The sequence below is a fragment of the Asticcacaulis sp. SL142 genome, assembly GCF_026625745.1.
Lineage (GTDB): Bacteria > Pseudomonadota > Alphaproteobacteria > Caulobacterales > Caulobacteraceae > Asticcacaulis.
The window spans coordinates 758,578-784,366 of record NZ_CP113061.1 but is presented as its reverse complement, the minus strand read 5'-3'; the positions used below and the strand labels follow the sequence as shown (position 1 = coordinate 784,366).

At 53.7% G+C, this 25,789-nt stretch carries 28 protein-coding genes; 24 read left to right on the top strand and 4 right to left on the bottom strand.

Annotation, left to right across the window (positions count from 1 at the left end):
* Nucleotides 1-107: 107 nt before the first annotated feature.
* From cyoE to OVA03_RS03580, 7 genes are all read left to right on the top strand, one after another.
* Nucleotides 108-1,091: a heme o synthase gene (gene cyoE / locus OVA03_RS03610; RefSeq protein WP_267526818.1), complete on the top strand. Its 984-nt coding sequence runs from the start codon at nucleotides 108-110 to the stop codon at nucleotides 1,089-1,091.
* Nucleotides 1,092-1,093: 2 nt separating this feature from the next.
* Entirely contained in the window at nucleotides 1,094-1,243 is a 150-nt protein-coding gene (locus tag OVA03_RS03605) for a hypothetical protein (protein WP_267526817.1), read from the top strand.
* A gap of 2 nt (nucleotides 1,244-1,245) precedes the next feature.
* Nucleotides 1,246-1,794 (top strand): cytochrome c oxidase assembly protein, encoded by a 549-nt coding sequence (locus tag OVA03_RS03600; RefSeq protein ID WP_267526816.1) that lies wholly within the window; start codon nucleotides 1,246-1,248, stop codon nucleotides 1,792-1,794.
* A gap of 147 nt (nucleotides 1,795-1,941) precedes the next feature.
* Entirely contained in the window at nucleotides 1,942-2,814 is an 873-nt protein-coding gene (locus OVA03_RS03595) for a cytochrome c oxidase subunit 3 (protein ID WP_189486923.1), read from the top strand.
* Nucleotides 2,814-3,188 (top strand): DUF983 domain-containing protein, encoded by a 375-nt coding sequence (locus OVA03_RS03590; RefSeq protein WP_267526815.1) that lies wholly within the window; start codon nucleotides 2,814-2,816, stop codon nucleotides 3,186-3,188. The genes OVA03_RS03595 and OVA03_RS03590 overlap by 1 nt, the downstream gene beginning before the upstream one ends.
* Nucleotides 3,178-3,891, top strand: coding sequence for an SURF1 family protein (locus tag OVA03_RS03585; RefSeq protein ID WP_324291027.1), 714 nt, complete (start codon nucleotides 3,178-3,180; stop codon nucleotides 3,889-3,891). The genes OVA03_RS03590 and OVA03_RS03585 overlap by 11 nt, the downstream gene beginning before the upstream one ends.
* Before the next feature lie 6 nt (nucleotides 3,892-3,897).
* Nucleotides 3,898-5,187 carry a M16 family metallopeptidase gene (locus OVA03_RS03580; RefSeq protein WP_267526813.1) on the top strand — a complete coding sequence of 430 codons (1,290 nt, stop codon included), beginning with the start codon at nucleotides 3,898-3,900 and terminating at the stop codon, nucleotides 5,185-5,187.
* Between the two features lie 8 nt (nucleotides 5,188-5,195).
* Here OVA03_RS03580 and OVA03_RS03575 read toward each other — a convergent pair whose 3' ends face one another.
* Nucleotides 5,196-5,798: a YqgE/AlgH family protein gene (locus tag OVA03_RS03575; protein ID WP_267526812.1), complete on the bottom strand. Its 603-nt coding sequence runs from the start codon at nucleotides 5,796-5,798 to the stop codon at nucleotides 5,196-5,198.
* Between the two features lie 154 nt (nucleotides 5,799-5,952).
* Between OVA03_RS03575 and OVA03_RS03570 the strand changes: the two genes are divergently transcribed.
* Complete coding sequence (locus OVA03_RS03570; RefSeq protein WP_267526811.1) at nucleotides 5,953-6,435, top strand: peroxiredoxin; 483 nt, start codon at nucleotides 5,953-5,955, stop codon at nucleotides 6,433-6,435.
* A 41-nt stretch (nucleotides 6,436-6,476) separates the two neighbouring features.
* Here the strand turns inward: OVA03_RS03570 and OVA03_RS03565 are convergent, their stop codons facing one another.
* On the bottom strand, nucleotides 6,477-6,704 hold the full coding sequence (locus OVA03_RS03565; protein WP_267526810.1) for a DUF2842 domain-containing protein: 228 nt from the start codon (nucleotides 6,702-6,704) through the stop codon (nucleotides 6,477-6,479).
* Nucleotides 6,701-6,958 carry a transglycosylase gene (locus tag OVA03_RS03560; RefSeq protein ID WP_267526809.1) on the bottom strand — a complete coding sequence of 86 codons (258 nt, stop codon included), beginning with the start codon at nucleotides 6,956-6,958 and terminating at the stop codon, nucleotides 6,701-6,703. Before OVA03_RS03560 ends, OVA03_RS03565 begins: the two co-directional genes overlap by 4 nt.
* Nucleotides 6,959-7,146: 188 nt before the next feature.
* On the opposite strand from OVA03_RS03560, the gene OVA03_RS03555 reads away from it, so the two are divergent.
* Nucleotides 7,147-8,190, top strand: coding sequence for a COX15/CtaA family protein (locus OVA03_RS03555; protein WP_267526808.1), 1,044 nt, complete (start codon nucleotides 7,147-7,149; stop codon nucleotides 8,188-8,190).
* A 34-nt stretch (nucleotides 8,191-8,224) separates the two neighbouring features.
* Here OVA03_RS03555 and OVA03_RS03550 read toward each other — a convergent pair whose 3' ends face one another.
* A complete protein-coding gene (locus OVA03_RS03550; RefSeq protein ID WP_267526807.1) occupies nucleotides 8,225-9,643 on the bottom strand; it encodes an alkaline phosphatase PhoX in 1,419 nt (472 codons plus the stop codon).
* Nucleotides 9,644-9,915: 272 nt separating this feature from the next.
* On the opposite strand from OVA03_RS03550, the gene rplM reads away from it, so the two are divergent.
* From rplM to dxr, 15 genes are all read left to right on the top strand, one after another.
* On the top strand, nucleotides 9,916-10,392 hold the full coding sequence (gene rplM, locus OVA03_RS03545; protein ID WP_267526806.1) for a 50S ribosomal protein L13: 477 nt from the start codon (nucleotides 9,916-9,918) through the stop codon (nucleotides 10,390-10,392).
* Between the two features lie 2 nt (nucleotides 10,393-10,394).
* The gene (rpsI, locus tag OVA03_RS03540) at nucleotides 10,395-10,871 is read left to right on the top strand and encodes a 30S ribosomal protein S9 (RefSeq protein WP_267526805.1); all 477 of its coding nucleotides are present in this window, start codon (nucleotides 10,395-10,397) and stop codon (nucleotides 10,869-10,871) included.
* A 144-nt stretch (nucleotides 10,872-11,015) separates the two neighbouring features.
* Nucleotides 11,016-11,954, top strand: coding sequence for an N-acetyl-gamma-glutamyl-phosphate reductase (argC, locus tag OVA03_RS03535; protein WP_267526804.1), 939 nt, complete (start codon nucleotides 11,016-11,018; stop codon nucleotides 11,952-11,954).
* Nucleotides 11,955-11,967: 13 nt separating this feature from the next.
* Nucleotides 11,968-12,222 carry a DUF1467 family protein gene (locus OVA03_RS03530; protein ID WP_267526803.1) on the top strand — a complete coding sequence of 85 codons (255 nt, stop codon included), beginning with the start codon at nucleotides 11,968-11,970 and terminating at the stop codon, nucleotides 12,220-12,222.
* An 80-nt stretch (nucleotides 12,223-12,302) separates the two neighbouring features.
* On the top strand, nucleotides 12,303-13,619 hold the full coding sequence (proS, locus tag OVA03_RS03525; RefSeq protein ID WP_267526802.1) for a proline--tRNA ligase: 1,317 nt from the start codon (nucleotides 12,303-12,305) through the stop codon (nucleotides 13,617-13,619).
* A gap of 5 nt (nucleotides 13,620-13,624) precedes the next feature.
* Nucleotides 13,625-14,920 carry a lipoprotein-releasing ABC transporter permease subunit gene (locus OVA03_RS03520; protein ID WP_267526801.1) on the top strand — a complete coding sequence of 432 codons (1,296 nt, stop codon included), beginning with the start codon at nucleotides 13,625-13,627 and terminating at the stop codon, nucleotides 14,918-14,920.
* Nucleotides 14,913-15,617 (top strand): ABC transporter ATP-binding protein, encoded by a 705-nt coding sequence (locus tag OVA03_RS03515; protein WP_267526800.1) that lies wholly within the window; start codon nucleotides 14,913-14,915, stop codon nucleotides 15,615-15,617. The genes OVA03_RS03520 and OVA03_RS03515 overlap by 8 nt, the downstream gene beginning before the upstream one ends.
* A 249-nt stretch (nucleotides 15,618-15,866) precedes the next feature.
* Nucleotides 15,867-19,310: a DNA polymerase III subunit alpha gene (gene dnaE / locus OVA03_RS03510; RefSeq protein ID WP_267526799.1), complete on the top strand. Its 3,444-nt coding sequence runs from the start codon at nucleotides 15,867-15,869 to the stop codon at nucleotides 19,308-19,310.
* A gap of 203 nt (nucleotides 19,311-19,513) precedes the next feature.
* Complete coding sequence (rpsB, locus tag OVA03_RS03505) at nucleotides 19,514-20,290, top strand: 30S ribosomal protein S2 (protein WP_267526798.1); 777 nt, start codon at nucleotides 19,514-19,516, stop codon at nucleotides 20,288-20,290.
* A 162-nt stretch (nucleotides 20,291-20,452) separates the two neighbouring features.
* The gene (gene tsf, locus OVA03_RS03500) at nucleotides 20,453-21,358 is read left to right on the top strand and encodes a translation elongation factor Ts (RefSeq protein WP_267526797.1); all 906 of its coding nucleotides are present in this window, start codon (nucleotides 20,453-20,455) and stop codon (nucleotides 21,356-21,358) included.
* Between the two features lie 146 nt (nucleotides 21,359-21,504).
* On the top strand, nucleotides 21,505-22,242 hold the full coding sequence (pyrH, locus tag OVA03_RS03495) for a UMP kinase (protein WP_267526796.1): 738 nt from the start codon (nucleotides 21,505-21,507) through the stop codon (nucleotides 22,240-22,242).
* Between the two features lie 24 nt (nucleotides 22,243-22,266).
* Complete coding sequence (gene frr / locus OVA03_RS03490) at nucleotides 22,267-22,824, top strand: ribosome recycling factor (RefSeq protein WP_267526795.1); 558 nt, start codon at nucleotides 22,267-22,269, stop codon at nucleotides 22,822-22,824.
* Between the two features lie 127 nt (nucleotides 22,825-22,951).
* Nucleotides 22,952-23,725: a polyprenyl diphosphate synthase gene (gene uppS / locus OVA03_RS03485; protein WP_420710472.1), complete on the top strand. Its 774-nt coding sequence runs from the start codon at nucleotides 22,952-22,954 to the stop codon at nucleotides 23,723-23,725.
* Nucleotides 23,712-24,554 (top strand): phosphatidate cytidylyltransferase, encoded by an 843-nt coding sequence (locus tag OVA03_RS03480; protein WP_267526794.1) that lies wholly within the window; start codon nucleotides 23,712-23,714, stop codon nucleotides 24,552-24,554. Before uppS ends, OVA03_RS03480 begins: the two co-directional genes overlap by 14 nt.
* Complete coding sequence (gene dxr, locus OVA03_RS03475; protein WP_267526793.1) at nucleotides 24,554-25,774, top strand: 1-deoxy-D-xylulose-5-phosphate reductoisomerase; 1,221 nt, start codon at nucleotides 24,554-24,556, stop codon at nucleotides 25,772-25,774. Before OVA03_RS03480 ends, dxr begins: the two co-directional genes overlap by 1 nt.
* Nucleotides 25,775-25,789: the final 15 nt, after the last annotated feature.

The following is a 25,789-nucleotide window of genomic DNA, read 5'->3' as shown; positions in this document are numbered from 1 at the left end:
CGGGCAGTTAGCCTTGACGACAATATAGGGGGTGAGGGCTATGCGTCTTCGCCCCCTAAGTTCATTAAAGCCCATTGGAAAATACTGTGTCGGTTGAAATTTCACACATGACGTCACCCAAACCCAAATCGTCGGATAAGCCAGAGCTTGAGGGTGTCTATGGCTCGCGTGCCTTACGCGGATCACCGAATGATTATTTTCAGCTTTTGAAGCCGCGTGTCATGTCCTTGGTGGTGTTTACGGGCTTTACAGGCGTTGTAGTGGCCCCGACCAGCATCAATCCGCTGATCGCCTTTGTGGCCGTGTTATGCATTGCCTTGGGGGCGGGGGCTGCCGGAGCGTTCAATATGGCGCTGGAGCATGAAACCGATGCGCTGATGCGCCGCACCCGCGGGCGGCCCGTAGCGGCTGGACGTGTGTCGCGTCAGGATGCCATGGCCTTTGCCGGGGTGTTGTCGTTCCTGTCTGTTTTCATGATGGCGCTGAGTATCAATCTTGTCGCGGCAGGTCTGTTGGCGCTGACCATTGTTTATTATGTGGTTTTATACACAATGATCCTTAAGCGCCGCACGCCGCAGAACATCGTCATCGGTGGGGCGGCGGGTGCGTTCCCTCCGGTGATCGGGTGGGCGGCAGCCACCGGCAACGCACCGGTTGAGGCGTGGATATTGTTTGCTATTATATTCTTGTGGACCCCGCCCCATAGCTGGGCCTTGGCGCTTTATACGACCGAAGACTATAAAAATGCCGGTATCCCGATGATGCCGGTAGCCAGGGGTGCCACGTCAACGCGATTGCAAATCCTGATCTACAGCCTGATTATGGCGCCCGTGGCGTGCTTGCCGATTGCCTACAATATGGGCGGGCCTACCTATGTCGCCGTATCGGTTTTAGGCGGCGCGTTTTTCATCTATCTGGCGGTCAAGGTCTTTTTGTCGCGGGCCGGTGATCATCCTGAAGGTGGTGAGGCTTCGCTTTATGACGTGAAGCGTGAAGCCAAGCCCGCCCGCGATCTGTTTGCGTTTTCAATTCTCTATCTGACGGCGTTGTTTGCGACGTTGTTGGGTGAGCACATTTTTATGGGGCTTTAGCCATGGCTGATCATGATGACGACAAAAAAGCGTATCTGGCGGCGCAAAAGAAGCGCAATCTGGCCATTGGCTTATCTTTGGGAGCCTTCGTTATATTAGTGTTTATCGTATCTCTGGTCCGCATGGCGGAAGGTGTGGCGGCAGGACATTGACCATGGCCAAAGGCACCTCACGACTCAGTAAGAACCAGAAAATAGGCCTGATGTGTGCCGGTCTTTTCGTGGTTATGATCGGGGCGGCCTATGCTTCCGTGCCGCTCTACCGGCTTTTTTGTCAGGTGACGGGTTTTAATGGCACCACGCAAAAAGCGGTTAAGGCCTCCAATGTGGTACTGGATAAGGTCATCCGCGTTCGCTTCGACACCAATGTCAATAATGTCGAGTTTCAATTTAAACCTGAACAGCCGTATCAGGATGTTCAGGTCGGTAAGACCGCCATGGCCTATTTCAAGGTTAAAAATCTGTCAGACCAGCCGATTCGCGCACAGGCCAGCTATAATGTTCTGCCCGAAGCTATGGGCGGCTATTTCATGAAGCTGGAATGCTTTTGTTTCACCGAACAGACTTTTAAAGCGGGTGAGGAAAAAGAATTTCCGATGGTTTATTATCTCGATCCGGAAATGATCGGTGATATCGATGCCAAGGGAACGACCGATGTGACCTTATCGTACACGTTTTTCCCGGTCAAAGAGGCCGGGAACTAGCCTAAAAACCCTGCTTTAAGCCGGGTCTTTGCATTGTGTTTACGAACGATTTGGCATAAACGGGATTAGCGACAGTTTCGCATTTGACGAGACCTGAAATTAAGGCCAGCCCACAACAGGGGGGCGCAAACGAAGAGTTGGACGGAAATGGCTCACGGCGCAAAGCACGACTATCATATCATTAACCCCAGCCCATGGCCGCTGGTGTCATCGGCGTTTGTAACGCTGATGTTTGTGGGCCTGGTCATCTGGCTAAAGGGCCTTTTCGGACTTGAAAAGGGCACCTGGTACGTCTTCGCCATAGGTTTTGTCGGCATCCTGTATTCGATGTTCGGCTGGTGGCGCGATGTCATCAAGGAATCCAAGGGCGGCGACCATACCCCTGTGGTGCAACTGGGTTTGCGCTACGGTATGATCATGTTCATCGCGTCCGAAGTTATGTTCTTCGTGGCATGGTTCTGGATTTTCTTTGAAATGGCTCTGTTCGGCAGCCACCGCGCCTCCGAAGCCTCGGCCATCGAAGAAGTGCGCACGGCGTGGTCAAACTGGCCGCCGCACGGTGTCGAACTGGTCAGCGCCTGGCATTTGCCGCTACTGAACACACTTATTTTGTTGCTGTCGGGCACCACGGTTACCTGGGCGCACCATGCCCTTCAGGTCGGCAATCGTAAGGATGCCAAGCTCGGTCTTTTGCTGACTGTGATCCTTGGCGCGATCTTTACGGGCGTTCAGGCATATGAATATCATCACATCATTGAGCACCACCTGTTCTTCAACGAAGAAGCGGCCAATTCCGGTCTTTACGGTTCGTCATTCTTTATGGCGACGGGTTTCCATGGTTTCCACGTTTTGATCGGAACCATCTTCCTGGCGGTGTGCTTGTTGCGGCTTATGGGCGGTGATTTCACACCCAAGAAGCATTTCGGCTTCGAGGCTGCGGCCTGGTACTGGCACTTCGTTGATGTGGTCTGGTTGTTCCTGTTTGCCTTCATCTATGTCGTCTTTGGCGTGGCGCACTGATGAACGATAATCCCGGCGGTCGTGAGGTTAATTTCCTCGCGGCCGTGAAAGGTAAGTGTCCGGTCTGTGGTAAAGGAAGACTGTTTTCAGGCTTTCTTAAAGTCAGCGATGATTGCCAAAATTGCGGTCAAAATTTTAAGACGGCGGACACCGGTGACGGTCCCGTCGTCTTCATTATTTTGATCGCAGGCTTTATCTGCTGTTTTGGTTTTGTGATTACGGACTTCGCTTATCAACCGCCCATCTGGGTCCACATGGTGATTTGGTTGCCCTTGGCTTTGATCCTTAGCCTTGGGTTGATGCGCCCCTTGAAAGGGGTAACCATCGCGTTCCAACTCAAACACCGGGTAAAAGATCGTTCTCATGGTGGTTAGGTCTTTATTTAAACTGGCCCCACCGATAATGACGGTTTGTGTTGTCATAGCCTTCCTTTGCCTTAATGGATTGGGCGTATGGCAATTGCAGCGCCTTCACTGGAAGCAAGGGTTGAAATCTGAAATTGAGCGCACCCAGACAATTGCACCATTACCGGTTCGCGACGTTATTGCCGGGGATCAGGATGTGTCGTGGCGGCAGATCACTATCACCAACTGTTTCATTGAGGCGGATAAACTGATCTATATGCACGGCCTGTTGAACGGCGTGTCCGGGTATCACGTTCTGGGGACTTGCCCCTTTGATTCAGAGCGGAAAATCATCACTGAACTGGGCTTTTCTGAGGTGCCATTGCCGCAGGACTTGCCGATCATGGCGCCCGTTGTGGGGCGTTTGCGAAAGCTTGATGCTATTCCGGCCGGTATGACGCCGTCCAATGTACCGGGAAAAAATGAGTGGTATTGGCGTTCGGCACGCGAAATTTCCAAGGCCTTGAATATGCCTGTGCGTGAAGACTATTTCGTGATCATGGATCTGGAAAAGTCCGATCTCGAAATCAGCGGTCTGGTGCAAAGCCCGATGACGGCGGCCTTGTCTAACCGCCATCTTGAATATGCCTTGACCTGGTTTGGGCTGGCCTGGACGCTTTTGGCCATGTTTGGGGCCGTGCTGTACCAAAAATATAAGAAAGTGAACGCTTAATTTCCGATGAGTGAGTCTGTTCTGGCCGGCACAGCTATCCGGCTCTACCAATTTGATAATGGCTTAAGATTACTGTGTGATCCGATCCCCGGTTTGAAAAGCTTTGCCTTAACCGCCATCATTCATGGCGGGACACGGTTTGAAACTGAGGCTCAATCGGGCTGGGCGCACCTTTTGGAGCATATGGTTTTCAAAGGGGCGGGGGCCCGCAATGCGCGTGAACTGGCTGAGGTTATCGAGCATCAGGGCGGCACGATCAACGCGTCGACAGGCTATGAGCACACCCGCTTTGAGGTGCGCGGCCTGAACCATTTGCTGCCGCTGGCGCTGGAAGTGGTCACGGATCTGATGTTTCGCCCGGTCATGGCGCCGGATGAACTGAAGCGTGAAAAGCTGGTGGTGGGGCAGGAAATATCTGAGGCCTTTGATACGCCTGATGACCATGTTTTCGATATGCTTCAGAGGTCGAGCTTTGCTGAGCAAAGTCTGGGGCGCCCGATTTTGGGCACGGTCAAAAGCTTAAAACCCGTAGATGTGAAAAGCCTGCGTGACTTTGCCCAAAGCCTATACGCGCCTCAGAATATGGTTTTGTGTCTCTCTGGCGGGGTTGATCCTGACGCGGCTTATCAGGCGCTGGTGAAGGTGCTGGATGGGGTTATGCCTGCCGGTGTCACAACCACACCTGAACGCGCCCAGTTTACCCGCCTACACAGCCATCTGACGCGCCGGATCGAACAGGTGAATCTGGCTCTGGCGTTTGAAGGGGTTAGCCGTTTTGATGACGATTTGTTTGCGACGCGGCTGTTCTGTGAGATTTTGGGTGGAGGCATGGCATCGCGCCTGTTCCAGTCGGCGCGGGAGGCGCGGGGGCTGGCTTACACGATTGACGCGTGGTCGACGCAATATCGTGATACCGGCGTGGTGGGGGTCTATGCAGGCTGTCTGCCCGCAGATCTTGAACCCCTGTGTGAACTGATTGCGGCAACTTTGCGTGAACTGGCCGAAAATCCGCTGGAGCGCGAACTGGAACGGGCCAAGGCGCAGTTTAAGACGTCGCTTTATCTTAATGATGAAAATCCGGCTATGCGGGCCGGTGCCTATGCCTCACAACTGCTGACCTATGGGCGACTGTTTGGGATTGATGAGCAGGCGCGTGAACTTGATCATGTGACACTTGATGATCTGAGCCGGGTAGGCACCGCGCTTGTTCGCCAAAAGGGGTGTGCATCGGCTATTCTCGGCCCGCGGCTTAAAATCGACCCTGCTACAGTTATCCATCAGGTGTTTGCGGCGTAGTCCATGGGTTAAGCGCTGCCGGATTGTCCGCTTAAGTGTTCTGGCGAGATACCGAGCGATGAAATGGCCATTTCCCACATCCGGGCCGGGTCGCGAGCAAAGATAATAGCCTTATCCGCAGGGGCGATCAGCCAGGTATTCTGGCGGATTTCGGCTTCAAGCTGGCCTGCGGTCCAGCCCGCATATCCAAGGGCAATGAGCGCATCACGCGGACCTTTGCCGTTTGACAGATCCACCAGTATATCGCGGGTCGCGGTCAGACCGAGGCCCATAGCCTCATTGATATCACCGCCGGTCAAGGACAGGGTTATGTCATCAAGGCGGTAGTCGAGGCTGTGCAGCACAAAACCGCGATCATTCTGCACTGGGCCACCGTTGAAAATTTTTTGCCGTGTCCGGTCTGTGTCAACGCTTTCAATGCCAAGTTCATCCATCATGCGCCCGAAATTCAGCCCTTCGATCGGATGGTTGAGCACAAGTCCCATGGCGGAGCCTTCATCGTGCTGGCAAATATAGATGACGCTATGATCGAAGTTCGGATCATCAAGTCCCGGCATGGCAATCAACAGGTTGCCCTGAAGTGAGTTCGGATCGGATGAAGGCGGGGGCATGAGGGTGTTCATAGAATTATGATGGGGATTTACAGATGAGTTTCAAGCTGAAAAACCTCAAAAATTTGAAATTACACATTCTGTTGACTTGGCGCGGGCGGGCACTCAGCCTATACGGCCAAGTCTTATGTAAGATGACAATAAGGACTTCATCATGACCCTCAAAACCGGCGATAGCTTACCCGACACAAAATTCTCGACCCCTACCGAAGATGGCCCAAAACCGATAAACGGCAGCGAAGTGTTCTCCGGTAAAACGGTTGTCCTGTTTGCTGTGCCGGGGGCGTTCACCCCGACCTGCTCGGCGCGGCATTTGCCGGGCTACAAGGATCAGGTCGCCGCTTTTAAGGCCAAGGGCGTCGATACGGTCGTTTGCACCAGCGTCAATGATGCCTTTGTCATGAAGGCCTGGGCTAAGGATCAAGGCATTAGTGATGAGATTTTGATGCTGGGCGATGGCAATGGTGACTTCGCTAAGGCGCTTGGTCTGACTATGGACGGTAGCCAGTTCGGCATGGGCGTTCGCTCACAGCGTTACGCACTCATCGCTAAGGATGGTGTTGTCGAAAAACTGTTCGTTGAGGCGCCGGGTGAATTTAAGGTATCTGCGGCTGAATACGTTCTGGAAAATATCTGACCGGTAATTCCGGGGGCGGCGTGGTCATGGCCGCGTCGTCCCTAATGCCTGTTTTTCTTTTGGTAATTCTCAGACCAGCTTATAATCGGGATCACAGGAATACCCCACAAAATTCCGGCCAGACCATAATAGAGCAACTCAATCAGTTTGTTTTCAGGCAGATGTGCGGCGATGTTGGATACCAGAGCCACATAAACGCACAAAAACACAACTACGCCTGCGCAGGCGATCAGTCTGCGAACCGGAAGGCTTAGAGGCTTAAAGATCATCTACGCTCCAGTCTGCGGCTGATGTGGAACAGCAGTAATAAACCGATAGATCCGGCCAGCCCCAGTTTAATCGTCAGGAACACGCTGTCAGGATAAAGCGACATGGTGTGGATGAGCATATTGACCAGTATGGACCCGAACACGCCGACAAACGCGTTTATCAGAAAGCTGTAACGGCTTTTGGTTACACCATTAGCGATCCAGCTAATGACGAAACCAACGGCAACCGCTGCTAACCAGTCTTCAGCACGCATGTGTGGAGCCTTTCATGTTTCCTCGGTCAGGGGACTTGAAAATGGGTTGCCCATGTGGGCAAATCCCTCAATCTTTTCAGTGCCCGACAAAATGTCTTAATTAGCGCATTTATACCGGGTAAGGTTAAAGAATTGAACAGACCTCTTAAGTTATAAGAGGCAAAATTACCAAATGTGAGGCGTTAGACGTGCGACTTCCCTTAAAGTCTCCTCTGGTGGCAGCGTGGCTGTTCGCGGTGGCATTTTTAGTCGTGGCGATGATTCTGGTCGGCGGAGCGACGCGTCTGACCGATTCGGGGCTTTCGATTACAGAATGGAAGCCGGTAACCGGAGCTATACCGCCGCTCGATGACGCTGCGTGGCAGCAGGAATTTGAGAAATATCAGAAAATTCCTGAATATAGTCAGATCAACGCCCATATGGATCTTGAGGATTTCAAGGGGATCTATTGGTGGGAGTGGATCCACCGGTTTTTAGGTCGGCTGATTGGCGTCGTGTTCTTTGTGCCATTTGTGATCTTGCTGTTAAGGTCAGAGGTGCCGGGGCGTCTTATCTGGCGCTGCGCGGGGCTTTTGGGGCTTGGCGCGCTGCAGGGCGGCATCGGCTGGTGGATGGTGTCATCCGGCCTTGATAAGCGTGTCGATGTCGCGCCGGAACGGCTGATGATCCATTTAGGCATGGCGCTGCTTATTCTGGTGCTGACTTTATGGACGGCGTGTGAAGCCTTGGCCGGGCAGGGGCGGGGGCGAGGCGCTCCGCAGGGCTGGCGTGTGGCGACCTCTCTTGTGTTTGGAGTTATTATTCTGCAATGTTTGCTGGGGGCGTTGGTCGCTGGTAACGATGCCGGGACGGTTTATAATGACTGGCCGCTGATGAATGGCCACATTGCGCCCTATGTTGACTGGAGCAAAGGCATCGGCTTCGTGTTCTTCCACGATCAGGGCATGGTTCAGTTCATGCACCGTATCGTCGCTTACATCGCGCTCATAGGCATCACGACCTATGCCATTATTCTGGTTCAGAAATGTATGGATGATGAGATTCGTCTGATTTCCACATCGGTGGCGACTCTGGCGTGGATTCAGGGGATATTGGGCGTCGCGACTTTGGTGACAGGTGCGCAGATTGGTTTTGGCCTGATGCACCAGTTCGTGGCGGTTTGCCTGATTATTCTCGCGACGCTTTTAATGTGGAAAGTGGCGAGGGCTGATCGCGATTTCCGCTTAAGATAAAGAAAAGCCCCGGACTATCCGGGGCTTTTTAATGTCAGGCTTTGAAGCTTTGCCACGGGCCGGTGATAGCCAAGGTAAATCCCGGCCACTGCACGTTGACAAACAAGGTTGATCCGTCAGGTGAAAAGCACGCGCCTGCCCATTCGCCGTTTTCCTTGAAGACATTACGGGCGAAGGTCGCGACCTTGCCCTGCGGCGTTACGATACGGATGTGGTTGCGCAGGCTGTCAGAGTATCGATCTTCGCACACGAACAGGTGTCCCCCGTTTGATATGGTCAGGTTGTCACCATAGTCGAAGACGTTTTCGTTGGCCGATTCCAGAAACAGAGTGACCTTGCCGGGTGCGTCTTTTTCGCCGGTCTGGCCTTCGTGCAGGCTGGGTCGATAGCGGATGATCTGACCGGCTTCGGCCTTGCCGCCGGAGGTCGCGGTGAAATAAAGCTCACCGTCGCCGAAATGGATGCCTTCACCGCGGACGAACTGCGCAGCCCCAGCTTTATAGGCTCGCGCACGGAGGTCATCATCTGGGCTTTCGACGTTATCAAGGTCGATCCAGACCGCATCGAAGCTGTCTCCGACTTTCCAAATGGTCTCACCGACGTTTGAGGTGACCGCGCCTTTGGGAAACTGTTTAAATCCTAAAGCCTGAAGCTTGCCACCTTTAAGCAAGTGCCTGCGGTCGTTGGGTAAATAGCGGTAAAACACGCCGTCGCTGGTGTCTTCGGTCAAATAGATAATACCGGTGCGCGGGTCAGTGGCGGTGGCTTCGTGTTTGAAGCGGCCCATCGCTTTTATCGGTACCGGTTCAACCAACCCCTTATGACCAGATGGGACCTCAAAGACATAGCCGTGGTCCTTGCCGACCCCTTCGCCAGCTTTGGTTACCGTCTCTTCGCAGGTTAGCCATGAGCCCCAAGGAGTCTGACCGCCCGCGCAATTGGTCGAGGTGCCAATGAGGGACATGAACTGCTGCTCGACCTGACGGGTTTTCATATTGTAAATAACCGTCGTCGTACCGCCCAGAAGCGGGTAGTCATTGGTTTCGAAGTCATAGACTTTTGATCTGTCTAGCTTGTCGATCAGACGGCCATTCATACCGATCGCCCCGAAATTACGGTGCTTTGGCGACAGTTCATGATTGCGGACGAGGGCAATCGTGTCTGTGCCGTGCGTAAAGCAGCCCATGCCATCATGGACGTGTGGCACGACAAGGCCATCGCTCATGGTTTCGCCCGCTTCACTGATGACTTTATAGGTAAAACCCGCGGGCAGGTCGCAAATGCCGTATTTATCCTCAATAAGTGGCCCATACCCTTCAACTTCATTTTCATAGGTCGTGGCCGTACTGTCGGCGCGGCTACTGTTTTGAGCACACGCCAGTAGTGGAAACCCTGAGAAAGCCAGGGATGCCGCAGCGGCATGGTTCATCATTGAGCGACGCGACAGGTACATGAAAACTCCGGAATATAGGCGTATGGGCTTATATATGTGCTTTTAGACGACCGTGTGAACGTGGGAAAGATCGAAAAGGGTAATCATTGGATGAGTTTCCAGTGTAAAAAATGACGGTAATTTAATACCATTGTTGAAAATGGTAACAAAAACAATGCGATGCGTGTATTTTGGTAAAAATTATGTGTTGACCTGTCACAACCAATCATGTATCTCCCGCCCACTTCATTCTTATGGGAATGCATTCTGTAAGAAATCTAAGGAATTTGACCATGTTGAAATCGACCACCGCGCCGCTTAAGCCGGCCGATGTCGAGAAGAAGTGGGTCGTGATCGACGCTCAGGACGCCGTTGTCGGCCGTCTGGCTTCGTTTATCGCCATGCGTCTTCGCGGCAAGCACCTGCCTACCTACACACCTCACGTTGATTCCGGTGACTATGTCATCGTCATCAATGCCGAGAAGGTTCACTATACCGGTAAGAAGCTGACGGACAAGGTGTTCCATTGGCACACCGGTCACCCTGGTGGCGTCAAGACCCGCACCATGGGCCAGATCCTGGGCGGTAAGTACCCTGAGCGCGTTCTGATGAAGGCCGTTGAGCGTATGCTGCCAAAGGAATCGCCCTTGGCGCGCGCCCAACTGACGCACCTGCGTATCTATGCCGGTTCGGAACACCCCCACGAAGCTCAACAGCCGGAAGTCATCGACTTCAAGGCCATGAGCCGCAAGAACGTACGGAGCTTCTAAGAATGTCCGAAACTCAAGGTTTGGAAGCTTTGGCTTCCCTGTCGTCCAACCCTGTCGCGGCTCCCGTAGAGCGCGTTCAGCAACTGGATAAGTTCGGTCGCGCCTATGCTACCGGCAAGCGTAAGAACGCTATCGCCCGCGTCTGGATCAAGCCTGGTTCCGGCAAGTGGGTCATTAATGGTCGCGAACAGGAAGTGTATTTTGCACGTCCGGTTCTGCGTATGATGATTGCTCAGCCGCTGAACCTGACCGAGCGCGCGACCCAGTTCGACGTGTTTGTCACCGTTCAAGGCTCTGGCCTGTCCGGTCAAGCCGGTGCCATCCGTCACGGTCTGTCTAAGGCTCTGACCTATTTTGAGCCGGGTCTGCGCCCGACGCTTAAGGCCGCTGGCTTCCTGACCCGCGACTCGCGCGTGGTTGAACGTAAAAAGTACGGCCGTGCGAAAGCTCGTCGTTCCTTCCAGTTCTCGAAGCGTTAAGCAGGGGCGCGGCCCCTGCACCCGAAACCGGGTGTCTGGGGCGGCTGTCAATGCTCATCAGACTATCCGGTGCGGGGTCGAAAGGCTCCGCACTTTTTTTACACCACTCTTTGACGTAGGGTGGGATACAAACGGAGCTAAGCCATGTCTCATAAGGTTTTCATTGACGGCGATGTCGGTACGACCGGGCTTTTGATCCGTAAGCGTCTTGAACTGCGTCCTGAAATCGAACTGATCCGTTTGGATGAGGCTGTTCGCAAAGATGCCGCTGCGCGCAAGGCGGCCATCAATGCCGCAGATGCCGTGATCCTGTGCCTGCCGGATGAGGCTGCGCGTGAAGCGGTCAGCTTGGTTGAAAATCCGGATGTCAAGATTATCGATGCTTCGACCGCGCACCGCGTTCATGAGGACTGGGCCTACGGCTTTGCCGAAATGGCGCCGGGGCAGCGTGATGACATCCGGGCGTCTAAACGTATTTCCAATCCTGGCTGTTATGCGACGGGCTTTATTGCCCTGATGCGGCCGCTGGTGGATGCTGGCGTCATTCCGCCATTCTGGCCATCCACGGTCAATGCGGTTTCGGGCTATTCCGGCGGCGGTAAGTCGATGATCGCTGAGTTCGAAGATGGCGGCACAACGGATAACTACCGCATTTACGCGACAGGCTTGAACCATAAGCATCTGCCGGAAATGACGGTCTTTTCAGGCTTGGAGTCGCCACCGGTATTTACGCCAGCGGTAGGTCGTTTCGCGCAAGGCATGATTGTCGAAATCCCGTTACAATTGTGGGCACTGCCGGACGAGCCTGAGCTGTCACGGCTGCATGAGATTTTTGCCGCCCACTATGCGGGTGAAACCTTTGTCAAGGTGGCGTCGCTCGAAGATTCCAAGGCCACCAAGGCGCTGGATGCTGAATTATTGAAGGATACAAATAACCTCCTGATCCATGTCTTTGGCGACGAAGATGGCCAGCAGGCGCGTCTGGTGGCGGTTCTTGATAATCTGGGTAAGGGCGCGTCAGGCGCTGCGGTTCAGAACCTTAATTTGGCCTTGAATCTCGACGAAACCATAGGCTTGATTTAAAGAAAGCACCTTTATGGGCCCCTTAACGATCACCGCGATTTTTATCATCATCTGGTGGACGGCATTCTTTGTGGTGCTGCCTCTGGGCAACCAAAGTCACCACGAAGCGGGGATAGAGACGACCGACGGCGGCGATCCCGGCGCACCGGTAAAGCCTAATCTTAAGAGGAAATTGCTGACCACAACCTACATTGCGGCAGGGATTTGGGCACTGGTTATGGTCATTATTCAGTTCGGGCTTATACCTTTGCCGGAATTTCCCGGCTGACCACCTTAAGCGTTGATTTTCGCCCGCGAACCCCGCTAATTGTCACGCACAATCAAAACCAGACTTAACGGATACTGCTCATGCGCCTGTCGCGCTATTTCCTGCCCATCCTCAAAGAAAACCCCTCCGAAGCCCAGATCGTCTCGCACCGCCTTATGTTGCGCACCGGCATGATCCGTCAGGAAGCTGCGGGCATCTATGCCTGGCTGCCGTTGGGCTTGCGGGTCTTGAAGAAGATCGAAAAGATCGTCCATGAGGAAATGCAAAAGGCCGGTGCCATTGAGGTTCTGATGCCGACTTTGCAACTGGCGGATCTTTGGCGTGAATCCGGCCGGTATGAAGACTACGGCCAGGAAATGCTGCGCATTAAGGACCGCCATGAGCGTGAACTGCTCTACGGGCCGACCAATGAGGAAATGATCACGGAAATTTTCCGCGCCTATGTCCGGTCGTACAAAAGCCTGCCGCTTAACCTCTACCATATCCAGTGGAAATTCCGCGATGAGCAGCGCCCACGCTTTGGCGTGATGCGTGGCCGTGAATTCCTGATGAAAGATGCCTATAGCTTCGATATCGATGAAGCGGCGGCCCGTAAGGCCTATAACCGCATGTTTGTGGCCTACCTCAACACCTTCTCACGTTTGGGTCTTAAGGCGGTGCCCATGCGCGCCGATACCGGCCCGATCGGTGGCGACCTGAGCCACGAGTTCATTATTCTGGCCGATACCGGCGAAAGTGCCGTCTTCTGCCATAGAGATCTGGTCGACATGCCAGCCCCCGGCGATAATGTTGACTGGGATGATCTGCAAGCCATCGTCGATGAGCGCACAGCGCTTTATGCCGCTACCGAAGAAATGCACGATGAAGCGGCCTTTGGCGCCGTACCTGCGGACAAACAGCTCTCTGCGCGCGGGATCGAAGTCGGCCACATCTTCAACTTCGGCAAGAAATATTCCGAGCCGATGAATGCCGCCGTCAATGGCCCTGACGGGACGCAAACCCATGTCCATATGGGATCATACGGTGTTGGTGTGTCGCGTCTGATCGGTGGTATTATCGAAGCCAGCCATGATGATGCCGGTATTATATGGCCTGAGAGCGTGGCACCCTTCGATGTCGCCCTGATCAACCTGCGGGCAGGGGACGCCGCGTGTGATGCTGCTTGCGAAAAGGCCTATGCAGCGTTAGAAGCCGCAGGCAAGTCTGTACTTTATGACGATACCGACGACCGCCCCGGAGCCAAGTTTGCTTCTATGGATCTGATCGGCATCCCCTGGCAATTGATCATCGGGCCCAAAGGACTGGCCGAAGGTAAGGTTGAAATCAAACACCGTAAGACGGGTGAACGCCACACCGCAGAATTTGATGCCGTTCTCGATCAACTGACAAAGGCATAACCCATATGTCAGATGTGCCACCAAAGCCAAAGAAAACCCTGGGTTTTTCCCTGTGGGAGCTTGATCTGGCGTTTCGCTATCTGCGGGCTAAACGCAAAGACGGCGGGGTGGCGCTGATTTCGATCATTAGCTTTGTTGGCGTCATGCTGTCGGTGGCGGTTCTGATTATCGTCATGGCAGTTATGAATGGATTTCGCGATGAAATGATGTCGCGGCTTCTGGCGTTCAACGGCCACGCCTATGTCGGTGGCATGGCGATCAACGATTTTGGTCATCGTGATGACATGGTCAAGCGTCTTGAGGCCGTGCCGGGTGTGACGCAGGTCTCGCCATTCGTGCAGTCTCCGGGCATGGCGCAGAATGTTCAGGGCGTGGCTGGTCTGGCCTATATCCGCGGCGTCGATGCCAAAACCCTTAAAGAAACACCCATTGTCGTCGAAAACATCACCGAAGGCTCCATCAAGGATTTCGGTGTGGGCGACTATGGCGGTGACAATATCCTGATCGGTGACGGCATGGCGCGCGATATGGGCGTGGGCCCAGGCGATGATCTTTCCCTTTTGACGCCGGGGACATCCACAGCGTTTGGCGCCATTCCACGCCGTAAAACCTATACGGTCGCGGGTGTTTTCAAAGTAGGTGTCAGTGAGCTTGATGCGTCCTTTGTGTATATGCCGATCGAACAGGCCCAGCTTTTCTTCGACAGAGAAGGGGAGTGGGACGCGCTTGAACTCAAAGTCACTGACCCATATCAGATCCAGTCCATCCGCCCCCAGATCGTAAACGCCGCGGGTCAGGGCGGGATCGTTCAGGACTGGACGGAACGCAATGCCTCACTATGGGGCGCGCTTCAGGTCGAGCGCAACGTCATGCGCTTGATCCTAAGCCTGATCGTCACGATTGCGGCCATGAACATTATTTCCGGCCTTGTCATGCTGGTAAAGAATAAGGGCAAAGACATTGCGATACTGCGCACCTTTGGCGCGGACAGGTCTTCGATTATGAAAATATTCTTCTTGTCGGGGGCTACTTTGGGCGCAGGCGGAACCATAGCGGGGGTTATGCTAGGTGTGGTTTTCTGTATGTTTATTCGTCCGATACAGCAGTTTGTTGAGTTCGTGACTCAAACTAAAGTCTTCAACCCGGACGTCTATTACCTGTCCTATATTCCGGCCAAGATTGAGCCTGCCGAAGTGGCGTTTGTGGTGTTCTGGTCTTTGTTGGCAGCATGTTTGTCGACCTTGCCGCCAGCGATGCGGGCCGCCCGTTTGGAGCCCGTAGAGGCGCTACGTTATGAGTAATAAAAATGTTGTCATGTCGTTGCGTGGCCTGAACCGCACTTATAATGTTGCCGAAGGCGCGCAACTTGAAGTGCTCAAAGATGTCGATCTTGATCTCTATGCGGGTGAAGTGGTTGGTCTTGTTGGGCCGTCCGGTTCAGGGAAGTCTTCGCTATTGCATTGCGTTGGCTTGCTGGAAACCTCCGAAGAAGCGCAATTAATTATTGATGGTGAAGATCTTACTCGCGCCAATGATAAGCTGCGCACGCGGGCACGACTGACCAAAATCGGCTTTGTGTACCAGTTTCACCATCTCTTGCCTGAGTTTACCGCTCTGGGCAATGTGGCACTGCCTCAGAGAGTTCTGGGCCGGTCTGTGCGTGAGGCTGAGGCGCGCGCCAAGGCTTTGCTTGAGCAGGTAGGCTTGGGCGAGCGCCTGAACCATCAACCCGCACAACTCTCTGGCGGTGAGCAGCAGCGGGTGGCGATTGCGCGGGCTTTGGTCAACAGTCCCAGATTGTTATTGGCCGATGAGCCCACGGGTAACCTCGATCCGGATACCTCGAAACAGGTCTTTGAGGCGCTGAAGCAAACGGTTCGTCATCAGCAGGTCGCGGCACTGATTGCGACCCATAATCTGGAACTCGCCAGACATATGGATCGGGTTGTGACCATTCAGAACGGAAAACTCACGGAATTGTCCACGGGTTCCGTTTAATTTAATCTCTTAAAATCAATGCATTGTTATTTTTGTTCCTGTTATGTGCATAATTTATTTGCGTTTGGAACAAATGGGGAATATAGAACAAAGCATGAATTTAACGGAGTGCGAAAATGGTTTCGACATTACATAATTTGCTGTCCTTTGCATCGGTCGCTGGCTTTGTGTGGGTTGTTTGCCAATTGTCTATGCTGGTAGCGTGAATCGGGTAATCTCACCTTAAGCAAACCTCTGGCGGAGACGAATATGAGCGAGACCGGATTTATTCATCTGAGGGTTCGTTCAGCCTACTCTCTGCTTGAAGGGGCCATAAAGGCCTATGATATGGGCAAGCTGGCGCAAAATCTTTCAATGCCAGCGATTGCGATTGCCGATCGCTGTAATCTCTACGGTGCGCTTGAATTTTCCCAAACCTGTAAGGACGTCGGAGTGCAGCCAATTATTGGTTGTGCCCTACCTGTCAAAGGTATTGGCGGCGGTTTGACCGAGAAGTGGGCGCGTATTCCTACGGTTGTTCTGCTGGCTCAAGATGAGCGGGGTTATCTCAATCTGTGTCATTTATCTTCGGTTGCCTATGTCGAGTCAGATGGCATCGAAGAACCTCATGTTACGTGGGATCAAATTGCGGCCTATAACCAAGGGTTGATACTTTTATCGGGCGGGCCTGATGGCCCGGTCGATCCACTATTCAAGCAAAATAAACCCGATGAAGCATGCGTCGCTCTTAAAGCTATGCATGAAATTTTCGGTGACCGATTTTATATTGAGCTTCAGCGGCATGATACTGGTTATGGTATGGGCGGTGTTGAGCGCGGCATGGCTGAGGCTGGGCTTGTTGAATACGCTTATGGCCATGATATTCCGTTGGTGGCGACTAATGATGCCTATTTTGGTAGCGCAGATCTTTACAAGGCTCACGAAGCCTTATTGTGCATCTCTGATAGCACGTTCATGGGGGTATCTGACAGGCGTAAGGTAACTAAAGATCATTGGTTGCGCCCCGCAAGTGAAATGCGTGAGGTATTTAAAGATCTGCCAGAAGCTTGTGACAACACGCTTGAGATTGCCAAGAGATGCGCATTTCTGGTGGCTAAACGTGATCCGATTCTGCCAAGATTTGACACAGGTGATGGCCGTAACGAGGCTGAAGAACTGGCATTTCAGGCACGGGAAGGGCTTAAGCAGAGATTGACCGAGGTGAAGCCTGCATTTCCTGAGCAGGATTACTGGGATCGTTTAGAACGCGAAATTGGCGTGATCCAAAATATGGGGTTTCCGGGTTATTTTCTGATCGTTTCGGACTTTATCAAGTGGGGGAAATCTCATGGTGTGCCGGTCGGGCCGGGCCGGGGGTCGGGGGCTGGTTCGCTTGTGGCTTGGGCCCTGACCATTACCGATCTTGATCCTCTGCGGTTTGGATTGCTTTTTGAGCGGTTCCTTAATCCTGAACGCGTCTCCATGCCCGATTTCGATATCGATTTTTGTCAGGAGCGGCGCGAAGAAGTCATCACCTATGTTCAGAATAAGTACGGGCGTGATCGCGTCGCACAGATCATTACTTTTGGTACGCTCCAGGCACGCGCTGTTTTGCGCGACGTCGGGAGGGTCATGCAGTTGCCATTAGGGCAGGTTGACCGTCTCGCTAAGATGATCCCCGCTAATCCTGCTAATCCGGTGACTCTGGCACAGGCGCTTGATGTTGAACCTCGGCTACGGCAAGCCGCCAAGGATGAAGAACCGGTCAGAAAGCTGTTGGATACAGCCCTAAGACTTGAGGGATTATACCGTAACGCATCGACCCACGCGGCCGGTATCGTTATTGGCGATCGCCCGTTAACGGAATTAGTGCCGCTTTACCGTGATCCGCGTTCAGATATTCCGGCGACCCAATTCAATATGAAATGGGTGGAAAGTGCTGGTCTTGTAAAGTTTGACTTTCTGGGGCTGAAAACCCTGACTGTACTTGATCGTGCGATGAAATATTTGCGTAAACGGGGCGTGGAGATTAATTTCTCGACTCTGCCATTGGATGATGGTCCGACCTATGAACTTTTGGCTTCAGGTCAGTCTATCGGCGTGTTCCAGCTTGAAAGTCAGGGTATGCGTGACACCCTGCGCAAGATGCGCTGCGGTTCGATTGAAGAAATTACGGCCTTGATATCGCTCTATCGTCCAGGACCAATGGACAATATCGATACCTATGTTGATCGTAAGTTCGGTCGTGCTGAAATCGACATGCTGCACCCCAGTCTTGAACCGGTACTGAAAGAAACTTACGGGGTTATCATCTATCAGGAACAGGTGATGCAGATCGCTCAAATCCTGTCAGGTTACAGTCTGGGCGAAGCCGACCTTCTGCGTCGGGCTATGGGTAAGAAGAAAAAAGAAGAAATGGACTTGCAAAAGGCAAGGTTTATTTCCGGTGCGAGTGAAAAAGGCGTTGACCCAAGGCGGTCGGACTCAATTTTTGAACTTGTGAATAAGTTCGCGGGCTACGGTTTTAACAAATCGCACGCGGCCGCCTATGCCTTTATTTCGTATCAAACCGGCTATCTAAAGGCCAACCATCCGGTCGAGTTTTTTGCGGCAACGCTTAGCCTTGATATCGCCAACACCGATAAGCTGGCCGTGTTTTATCAGGATGCTCGCCGTTTCGGCGTGAAGATTTGCCCGCCGGATATTAATCGATCCATGGCGGATTTCGATGTTGAAAATGGCGAGGTGTTGTACGCGTTGGGAGCCATCCGAAATGTTGGCTTTGAAGCTATGCAGACCGTGGTTCAGGTCCGTGAAGAAGGTGGCAAATTTAAAGACTTGTTCGATTTTCTTGAACGTATCGATCCGAAAGCCGTCAACAAACGCGCAATTGAAAATCTCGCGAAAGCGGGCGCTTTTGATTCAATCCATCCTAACCGCACCCAAATCGTAAAGGCTGCAGATATTTTGATGGCTTATGCCCAAAGTGTGGCGGCGGAACGGGCTTCTTCTCAGGTGACCTTGTTTGGTGCCACAGAGGCGGCGCGTCCACGTTTGCCAAAAGTTGCGAGTAATTCCGGTCCGGACAGTCTGGATGATGAATTGGCGGCGGTTGGGTTTTATCTGTCTGGGCATCCTTTGGGCGATATGCTGGACGTTTTCAAACGTCGGAGCGTCACGCTTTATGCTGAGGCTGTGGGGCTAGCATCGGAAGGACAGGAAGCCTTTCGCATGGCGGGGGTTGTGCGCCGACGCCAGGAGCGTGCCTCGGCGCAATCGGGTGAAAAATTTGCCTTTGTAACCTTGTCTGATCCGACTGGGGAATATGAGGTCATGTTTCAGCCTGAAGCCTTGCGCCGTTGCCGCGAAGTGCTCGACCCTGGGAAATCAATAGTTGTGAAGGTTCGCTGTAAGGGCGGCCGTGAAGGCGAAATGCGCATGTTCGGAGATGAGGCCGCGCTCATGGCTGACACGCTCAAAATGGATGATATCGGACTGCGGTTACATGTCTCGTCACGAGGATTGGATATTGTGACCCTCAAAGAGTTTTTGGATAAGTCTAAGACGCCATCGGGAGGGGAAATCAGCCTTTTGACAGAGCTGGGCTCTGACCGGGAAGTCGAAATTAAATTACCAGATCGCTATAGACTAGATGGTCATCTGCGCGGGGCCTTGAAATCGATGGCTGGCGTTTTATATTACGAAGACATCTAAGCACGATTATTCAGCTCTGGCTAAACGGTTTTCCCAATGGCTTTCTGGATTTTGCTTGATTTTTGCTAAAATAATGCCTAGTTGCCCCCATCTCGCACGCAAACGCGCGGCGCGGTGACATCCGTCACTCGTCGCTAACCGAGGTTCCTCCATTCGGAGAACTGAACTGTTTGCGGAGGTTTATCGGAAGAAGGAATAAATTTATGGCTATGCCTGAACTGTCTATGCGCCTGCTGCTGGAAGCTGGCGCGCACTTTGGTCACCAGACTCACCGCTGGAACCCGAAGATGGAGCGTTACCTGTTTGGTTCGCGTTCCAACATCCATATTATTGATCTGTCGCAGAGCTTGCCTCTGTTCCATCAGGCGCTGCTTAAGGCGCGTGAAGTCGCCGCAAGCGGTGGCCGCGTTCTTTTCGTAGGCACCAAGCGTCAGGCCTCTGGCCCGGTTGCGGTGGCGGCTAAGCGCTCGGCTCAGTATTATGTCAATCACCGTTGGTTGGGCGGCACGCTGACAAACTGGCGCACCATTTCCGGTTCGATCGCGCGTCTGCGCGAACTGGAAGGCGTTCTGGACGGTAACCCGGCTGGTCGTTCCAAGAAGGAACTTCTGACGCTTACCCGTGAGCGTGAAAAGCTTGAACTGTCTCTGGGCGGCATCAAGGACATGGGCGGTATCCCCGACCTGATGTTCGTGATCGATACCAATAAGGAATCGATCGCCATTCAGGAAGCGCGCAAGCTGAATATTCCTGTGATCGGCATCCTCGACTCCAACTCCGATCCTGACGGCATCACCTATCCGGTTCCGGGCAATGACGATGCGGCGCGCGCGTTGCAGCTCTATTGCGACCTGATCGCTGATGCGGTTCTGGATGGTCTGGCCGCGGGTCAAGTGGCGTCTGGTGTTGATCTGGGCGCTTCTGAAGCTCCGGTCGAACCGGCTCTGGCGGCTGAGGCCGACGCAGCTACCGAGGCCTAAATGCCTTCAGGATCAATCGAGCCTGAAGGCACCTGATTGATCCTGACTTAAGATTTCACAACGGAGTCTGAGTCCTGTCAGGCTCCGTTGTCGTTAAATGGCAACACCCGTGAGCTAAGGTTAGCTCATACGGTTTAACTTTTTAAATTTATGGAGGATTCCATGGTGGAAATTACAGCCTCTCTCGTGAAGGAACTGCGCGAAAAATCCGGCTCCGGCATGATGGATTGCAAAAAGGCCTTGTCTGAGAACGGTGGCGACATCGAAGCATCCATGGACTGGCTGCGTACCAAGGGCCTGTCCAAGGCTGCCAAGAAGTCTGACCGCGTGGCGGCAGAAGGTCTGGTGGTCGTGGCTTCGGACGGCAAGACGGCAGCGGCGGTCGAGGTTAATTCTGAGACCGACTTCGTGGCCCGTAACGAACTGTTCCAGGCTCTGGCGCGCAATGCCGGTAAGGCTGCCCTGTCGACCGATAGCGTCGAAGGCGTGCAGTCGGCGGTTAATGACGAAATCACCAACCTGATCGCCAATATTGGTGAGAACATGATGGTGCGTCGTTTGGCTAAGCATTCGGTTTCCGAAGGCGTAGTCGCCAGCTACATCCACAACTCAATTGCACCGGACCTCGGTCGTATCGCCGTTCTGGTTGCGGTTGAATCGGCAGGTGATCCGGCGGCACTCAACGATATGGGCCGCAAGATCGCTATGCATATCGCCGCTACCCAGCCGATCTCGCTGTCGACGGACGATATCGATCCGGCGGCGGTTGAGCGTGAAAAGGCGATTTTCACCGAGCAAGCGCTGGAATCGGGCAAGCCCGCAGGCGTGGTCGAGAAAATGGTCGAAGGCCGGATACGTAAGTTCTTTGAAGAAGTCGTGCTTCTGAAGCAATCCTTCGTCATGAACCCGGATCAAACCATCGAGCAGTTCGTTGCGGAAACCGCTAAGTCGCTCGGCACCGATGTGAAGGTCACCGCCTTTACGCGTCTGGCTCTGGGAGAAGGCGTAGAGAAAAAGACTGAAGACTTCGCGGCTGAAGTCGCTTCAATGATGGGTGGTCAGGCTTAAGCCTAATCCACATTTTTGAATAAAATAAGGGCGCGGCACGTAATAGTGTTCGCGCCCTTTGTCTTTTCAAATGGGTAATAACCGGCTAGAGCAGAGAGCGAAAATCCAAATCCTGATTAGACCATTGATTCCCCGGAGATACCGATATGACTGAACCTGCTGTGGCAACGGCTGACCTTCGTTATAAACGCATCCTCCTCAAGGTTTCCGGTGAAGTCCTGATGGGTGAGCAGGGTTTCGGAATCGATATGAACACCGTTAAGGCGGTGGCCGAAGAGATCGCCGAAGTCGCACGCATGGGTGTCGAGCTTTGTCTGGTTATTGGCGGCGGCAATATCTTCCGCGGTCTGTCGAAGGCGGCGGTTGGCATGGAGCGCTCCAGCGCTGATTATATGGGTATGCTTGCTACCGTCATGAACGCGCTGGCCATGCAGAATGCGCTTGAGCAACTGGGGGTCGATACCCGTGTGCAATCGGCCATTCAAATGAATGCGGTTTGCGAGCCTTTTATCCGCAGGCGTGCCGAGCGACATCTTGAAAAAGGACGTGTGGTGATTTTTGCGGCCGGTACAGGCGCGCCTTATTTTACGACCGATACGGCGGCAGCGTTGCGGGCGGCGGAAATGAACTGTGATGCGTTGTTTAAAGGCACTTCGGTCGATGGCGTTTATACCGCTGATCCGAAAAAAGATCCCGCCGCACGGCGTTATGATACATTGAGTTATCATGAGGTCCTGGCTAAAGATCTCAAGGTCATGGATGCGTCCGCCGTCAGCATGATGCGCGACAACAGCATTCCTATCGTTGTGTTCTCCATCCGATCAGACGGGGCGCTGCGCGATGTGGTCCACGGGCGCGGCACCTATACGGTCATTTCAGAATAATCATCTAAAATAACGAGACATATCATGAGCAAACCCGAACTGGCTAAGTATAAGGACCGCATGGATAAGTCGGTGACGTCGCTGAAAGAAGATTTCGGCGGCCTGCGCACCGGGCGCGCATCCTCGTCCCTTCTGGAAGGTATTGTTGTTGACGCCTACGGCTCGACCATGCCGATTACGTCTTGTGCGGCGATCAGTGTGCCTGAGCCGCGCATGATCAGTGTCAATGTGTGGGATAAGGGCCTTGTGATATCTGTCGAAAAGGCGATCCGCAATTCGGGCCTGGGGCTGAATCCAGTCACGGATGGCACGACCCTACGCGTGCCGATCCCGCCTTTGACCGAGGAGCGCCGCAAGGATCTGGTCAAGATTGCCGGTAAATATGCTGAGGAAAAGCGCGTGGCTGTGCGCAATATCCGCCGTGATGCCAATGACGACATCAAGAAGGCGGAAAAAGACTCTCATATTTCCGAAGACGAACAAAAGAAAATGATCACTGAGATCCAGGGTTTCACCGATGCGGCCATCAAGCGCATTGATGAACAGCTAAAGATCAAGGAAGCTGAAATTATGCAGGTCTGAGCCCGACTTGATGCTGACGGTCGCATGCCTGTGGCAGAACGCGCCTTTAGGTGGTATCAAACTCGTATTATTTTATCTGCGGCCGCAATCACGGCTGTGAGTAAAGCCGAAATCCAAGGAAACCCACATGGCCGCTGATGTAGCGTCTCAAGCTTCTGACATCATGGCCTTGACCGGGGCCGGGTCAGTGCCGCTGCATGTAGCGATTATCATGGATGGTAATGGACGCTGGGCCAAGGCGCGCGGACAGATGCGCACAATGGGCCACAAAGCTGGGGTAGGCGCTTTGCGGCGCACTATTCGGGCGGCGGGTGATCTTGGCGTCACCCACATGACGGTATTTGCCTTCTCGACCGAAAATTGGCGCAGGCCGGCGGCTGAAGTCAGCGACCTTATGGGGCTGTTGCGCACGTTCATTGAATCCGACCTCGCTAAATTGGCGAAAGAAGGGGTGTGCGTCCGCATCATCGGTCAGCAGGACGGCCTGCCCAAAGACATTGTGGAATGTGTGCGCAAAGCGCACGATGATACCCGCCACAATTCGCGTTTTTTCCTTCAGGTCGCGCTAAACTACGGCGCGCAGGCTGACGTGGTTGAGGCCGCAAAGCGCTTTGCGGCTAAGGTGCAGGCAGGGGAGGCTAATATTGAAGATCTCACGCCTGAAATGTTTGGCGGCTTATTGTCAACGCATGATCTGCCACCGCTGGATCTGATGATCCGTACATCCGGTGAGCACAGGCTCTCAAACTTCCTGCTGTGGGAAGCGGCTTATGCTGAATTTGTGTTTCAGGATGTGCTTTGGCCGGATTATGACCGCGTCCATCTTGAAGATGCCCTGAAAATATTTGCTGAGCGCGACCGGCGCTTTGGGGCCGTAGAGGCGGGACATGTCTCCGCCTAAACCCGCAAAGTCTTCAGCCAGTGAACTGAGTATCCGTATCGCCTCCGCCCTCGTTCTGGTGCCGGTCGTGCTCTATGTGGTTCATCTGGGCGACTGGGCGTTCCTGATGCTCATCAGCATCGGCGTGGCCCTGCTTAGCATTGAATGGGGGGCCATGGCGGCGCCCAAAATGCCGACACGTATGGCCGTTGCTGTCTGTTTGCCCGCTTTGGCAGGTATGTTCGCTGAAGCCTTGAACAAGCCCTATGATTCCATCCATCCCGTTTTATCGATAGCACTTTTGCTTTTCGGGGCCGCTTGTTCCGCGGCTTATATTCGCAGGCTCGGCGGGCCGTGGCAGGATGCTGCCTATGGGGTCTTATATATCGGCTGGCCGGCGTTTGTGCTTATCTGGTTAAGGCAGACGGGAAATGGCTTTGAATGGGTGCTGTTTGCGTTCCTGATCGCCTGGACAGCGGACAGTGCCGCTTATCTGGTGGGAAAGGCCGTAGGCGGGCCTAAGCTGTGGCGCAAATATTCGCCCAATAAAACATGGTCTGGGTTTGCCGGGGGGATGATGGCGGGTATGCTGGCGGCGGGGACACTATCCGATATCACCGGACTATTTAAATCGAGCACTTCGGCTCAGATCGTAGGGCTCTTGACGGCGCTAGCGACTATGGCGGGGGACCTGTGGGAATCGATGCTGAAGCGCCGTTACGGCGTGAAAGACTCAGGTGACCTTATCCCAGGCCACGGCGGTTTGCTTGACCGCGTCGATGGGTTGATGTTTGCGATCGTCGCTATTGGTGGTATCCGTCTGTTAGTAATGCTGGGAACCGTGCTCTGATGCTAAATTCGCTGCCAAAGTCCGTCACGGTTTTGGGATCTACCGGGTCCATAGGTGTGTCGACTCTGGCGCTGATCGAAGAATTAAACGCGATTGAGCCTAAGTACAGCATCGATGTCTTGTGTGGCGGTAAGAATATTGAGCTTTTGGCGCAACAGGCGCGCAAATTTCGCCCCAACTTAACGGTCATTGCCGACACTGAATCGTGGGGCGCGTTTCAGAGCTTGATGGAGGGTTCCGGGCTTACCATTGCCTGTGGTGACGCTGCGGTGATTGAGGCGGCATCTCGCCCGGTGGATTGGGTGATGGCTGCCATAGTCGGTATTGCGGGCCTTGAGCCGGTTTGGGCGGCGGCGGGAACCGGTGCTACGGTAGCCCTTGCCAACAAAGAAGCGCTGGTGTGCTGCGGTCCGGCCTTATTGGCGCGTGCGAAAGCGGCTGGCGGATGTATTTTGCCTGTTGATTCTGAGCACAACGCCATTTTCCAAGTCCTTGATAGCGCTCAAAAAGATATGGTCAATCGCCTTGTGCTGACGGCATCCGGCGGGCCTTTCAGAGGCTACAGCCGCGATCAGTTGGGCCGGGTGACGGTTGAGCAGGCGCTAAAGCACCCGAACTGGTCGATGGGCTCAAAAATTACCATCGATAGTGCCAGTCTCGCTAATAAGGGCCTTGAATTTATTGAGGCTGCCTATTTGTTTGATATGCCTGCCGATCAGATTGATGTGGTGATCCATCCGCAGTCGGTCATCCATTCGATGGTGGAATACAAGGATGGCTCCAGTCTGGCTCAGATGGGACCGGCGGATATGCGGGTGCCGATTTCCTATTGCCTGAACTGGCCGCGCCGCACAGTCTGGCAGGCACCGGGATTTGATCTCAAGACCCTTGGGGCATTGACGTTTGAAGCGCCGGACGAAGATGCTTTTCCGATGTTAAGGCTGGCGCGCGAGGCCCTCAAGGCCGGTGGCGACATGCCGGTCGTCTTTAACGCCGCCAATGAGGTTTGCGTTGCCGCCTTTTTGCAGAAACGCCTCGCCTTTACGCAAATCGCCGAAAATGTCGAAGCTGCCATGATGCGGGCCCAATTGCCTTCTAAAGCGATTAATGACACAAGTCAGGATGTCGGGACTATTCTTGAGCTTGACGCTCGCATTCGCGCTCTGGTGGGCGGCTTTTGTGATCGTTCGGCCGCAAGCGTTCCAAAGCTTCGCGCCTAAACCAGAGAGATACGC

Excerpts from the sequence above, each read along its gene's own strand:
- cyoE (WP_267526818.1), top strand. The coding sequence starts at position 108 with ATGACGTCACCCAAACCCAAATCGTCGGATAAGCCAGAGCTTGAGGGT.
- OVA03_RS03605 (WP_267526817.1), top strand. The coding sequence starts at position 1,094 with ATGGCTGATCATGATGACGACAAAAAAGCGTATCTGGCGGCGCAAAAG.
- OVA03_RS03600 (WP_267526816.1), top strand. The coding sequence starts at position 1,246 with ATGGCCAAAGGCACCTCACGACTCAGTAAGAACCAGAAAATAGGCCTG.
- OVA03_RS03595 (WP_189486923.1), top strand. The coding sequence starts at position 1,942 with ATGGCTCACGGCGCAAAGCACGACTATCATATCATTAACCCCAGCCCA.
- OVA03_RS03590 (WP_267526815.1), top strand. The coding sequence starts at position 2,814 with ATGAACGATAATCCCGGCGGTCGTGAGGTTAATTTCCTCGCGGCCGTG.
- OVA03_RS03585 (WP_324291027.1), top strand. The coding sequence starts at position 3,178 with ATGGTGGTTAGGTCTTTATTTAAACTGGCCCCACCGATAATGACGGTT.
- OVA03_RS03580 (WP_267526813.1), top strand. The coding sequence starts at position 3,898 with ATGAGTGAGTCTGTTCTGGCCGGCACAGCTATCCGGCTCTACCAATTT.
- OVA03_RS03575 (WP_267526812.1), bottom strand. The coding sequence starts at position 5,798 with ATGCCCCCGCCTTCATCCGATCCGAACTCACTTCAGGGCAACCTGTTG.
- OVA03_RS03570 (WP_267526811.1), top strand. The coding sequence starts at position 5,953 with ATGACCCTCAAAACCGGCGATAGCTTACCCGACACAAAATTCTCGACC.
- OVA03_RS03565 (WP_267526810.1), bottom strand. The coding sequence starts at position 6,704 with ATGATCTTTAAGCCTCTAAGCCTTCCGGTTCGCAGACTGATCGCCTGC.
- OVA03_RS03560 (WP_267526809.1), bottom strand. The coding sequence starts at position 6,958 with ATGCGTGCTGAAGACTGGTTAGCAGCGGTTGCCGTTGGTTTCGTCATT.
- OVA03_RS03550 (WP_267526807.1), bottom strand. The coding sequence starts at position 9,643 with ATGTACCTGTCGCGTCGCTCAATGATGAACCATGCCGCTGCGGCATCC.
- rplM (WP_267526806.1), top strand. The coding sequence starts at position 9,916 with ATGTTGAAATCGACCACCGCGCCGCTTAAGCCGGCCGATGTCGAGAAG.
- rpsI (WP_267526805.1), top strand. The coding sequence starts at position 10,395 with ATGTCCGAAACTCAAGGTTTGGAAGCTTTGGCTTCCCTGTCGTCCAAC.
- argC (WP_267526804.1), top strand. The coding sequence starts at position 11,016 with ATGTCTCATAAGGTTTTCATTGACGGCGATGTCGGTACGACCGGGCTT.
- OVA03_RS03530 (WP_267526803.1), top strand. The coding sequence starts at position 11,968 with ATGGGCCCCTTAACGATCACCGCGATTTTTATCATCATCTGGTGGACG.
- proS (WP_267526802.1), top strand. The coding sequence starts at position 12,303 with ATGCGCCTGTCGCGCTATTTCCTGCCCATCCTCAAAGAAAACCCCTCC.
- OVA03_RS03520 (WP_267526801.1), top strand. The coding sequence starts at position 13,625 with ATGTCAGATGTGCCACCAAAGCCAAAGAAAACCCTGGGTTTTTCCCTG.
- OVA03_RS03515 (WP_267526800.1), top strand. The coding sequence starts at position 14,913 with ATGAGTAATAAAAATGTTGTCATGTCGTTGCGTGGCCTGAACCGCACT.
- dnaE (WP_267526799.1), top strand. The coding sequence starts at position 15,867 with ATGAGCGAGACCGGATTTATTCATCTGAGGGTTCGTTCAGCCTACTCT.
- rpsB (WP_267526798.1), top strand. The coding sequence starts at position 19,514 with ATGGCTATGCCTGAACTGTCTATGCGCCTGCTGCTGGAAGCTGGCGCG.
- tsf (WP_267526797.1), top strand. The coding sequence starts at position 20,453 with ATGGTGGAAATTACAGCCTCTCTCGTGAAGGAACTGCGCGAAAAATCC.
- pyrH (WP_267526796.1), top strand. The coding sequence starts at position 21,505 with ATGACTGAACCTGCTGTGGCAACGGCTGACCTTCGTTATAAACGCATC.
- frr (WP_267526795.1), top strand. The coding sequence starts at position 22,267 with ATGAGCAAACCCGAACTGGCTAAGTATAAGGACCGCATGGATAAGTCG.
- uppS (WP_420710472.1), top strand. The coding sequence starts at position 22,952 with ATGGCCGCTGATGTAGCGTCTCAAGCTTCTGACATCATGGCCTTGACC.
- OVA03_RS03480 (WP_267526794.1), top strand. The coding sequence starts at position 23,712 with ATGTCTCCGCCTAAACCCGCAAAGTCTTCAGCCAGTGAACTGAGTATC.
- dxr (WP_267526793.1), top strand. The coding sequence starts at position 24,554 with ATGCTAAATTCGCTGCCAAAGTCCGTCACGGTTTTGGGATCTACCGGG.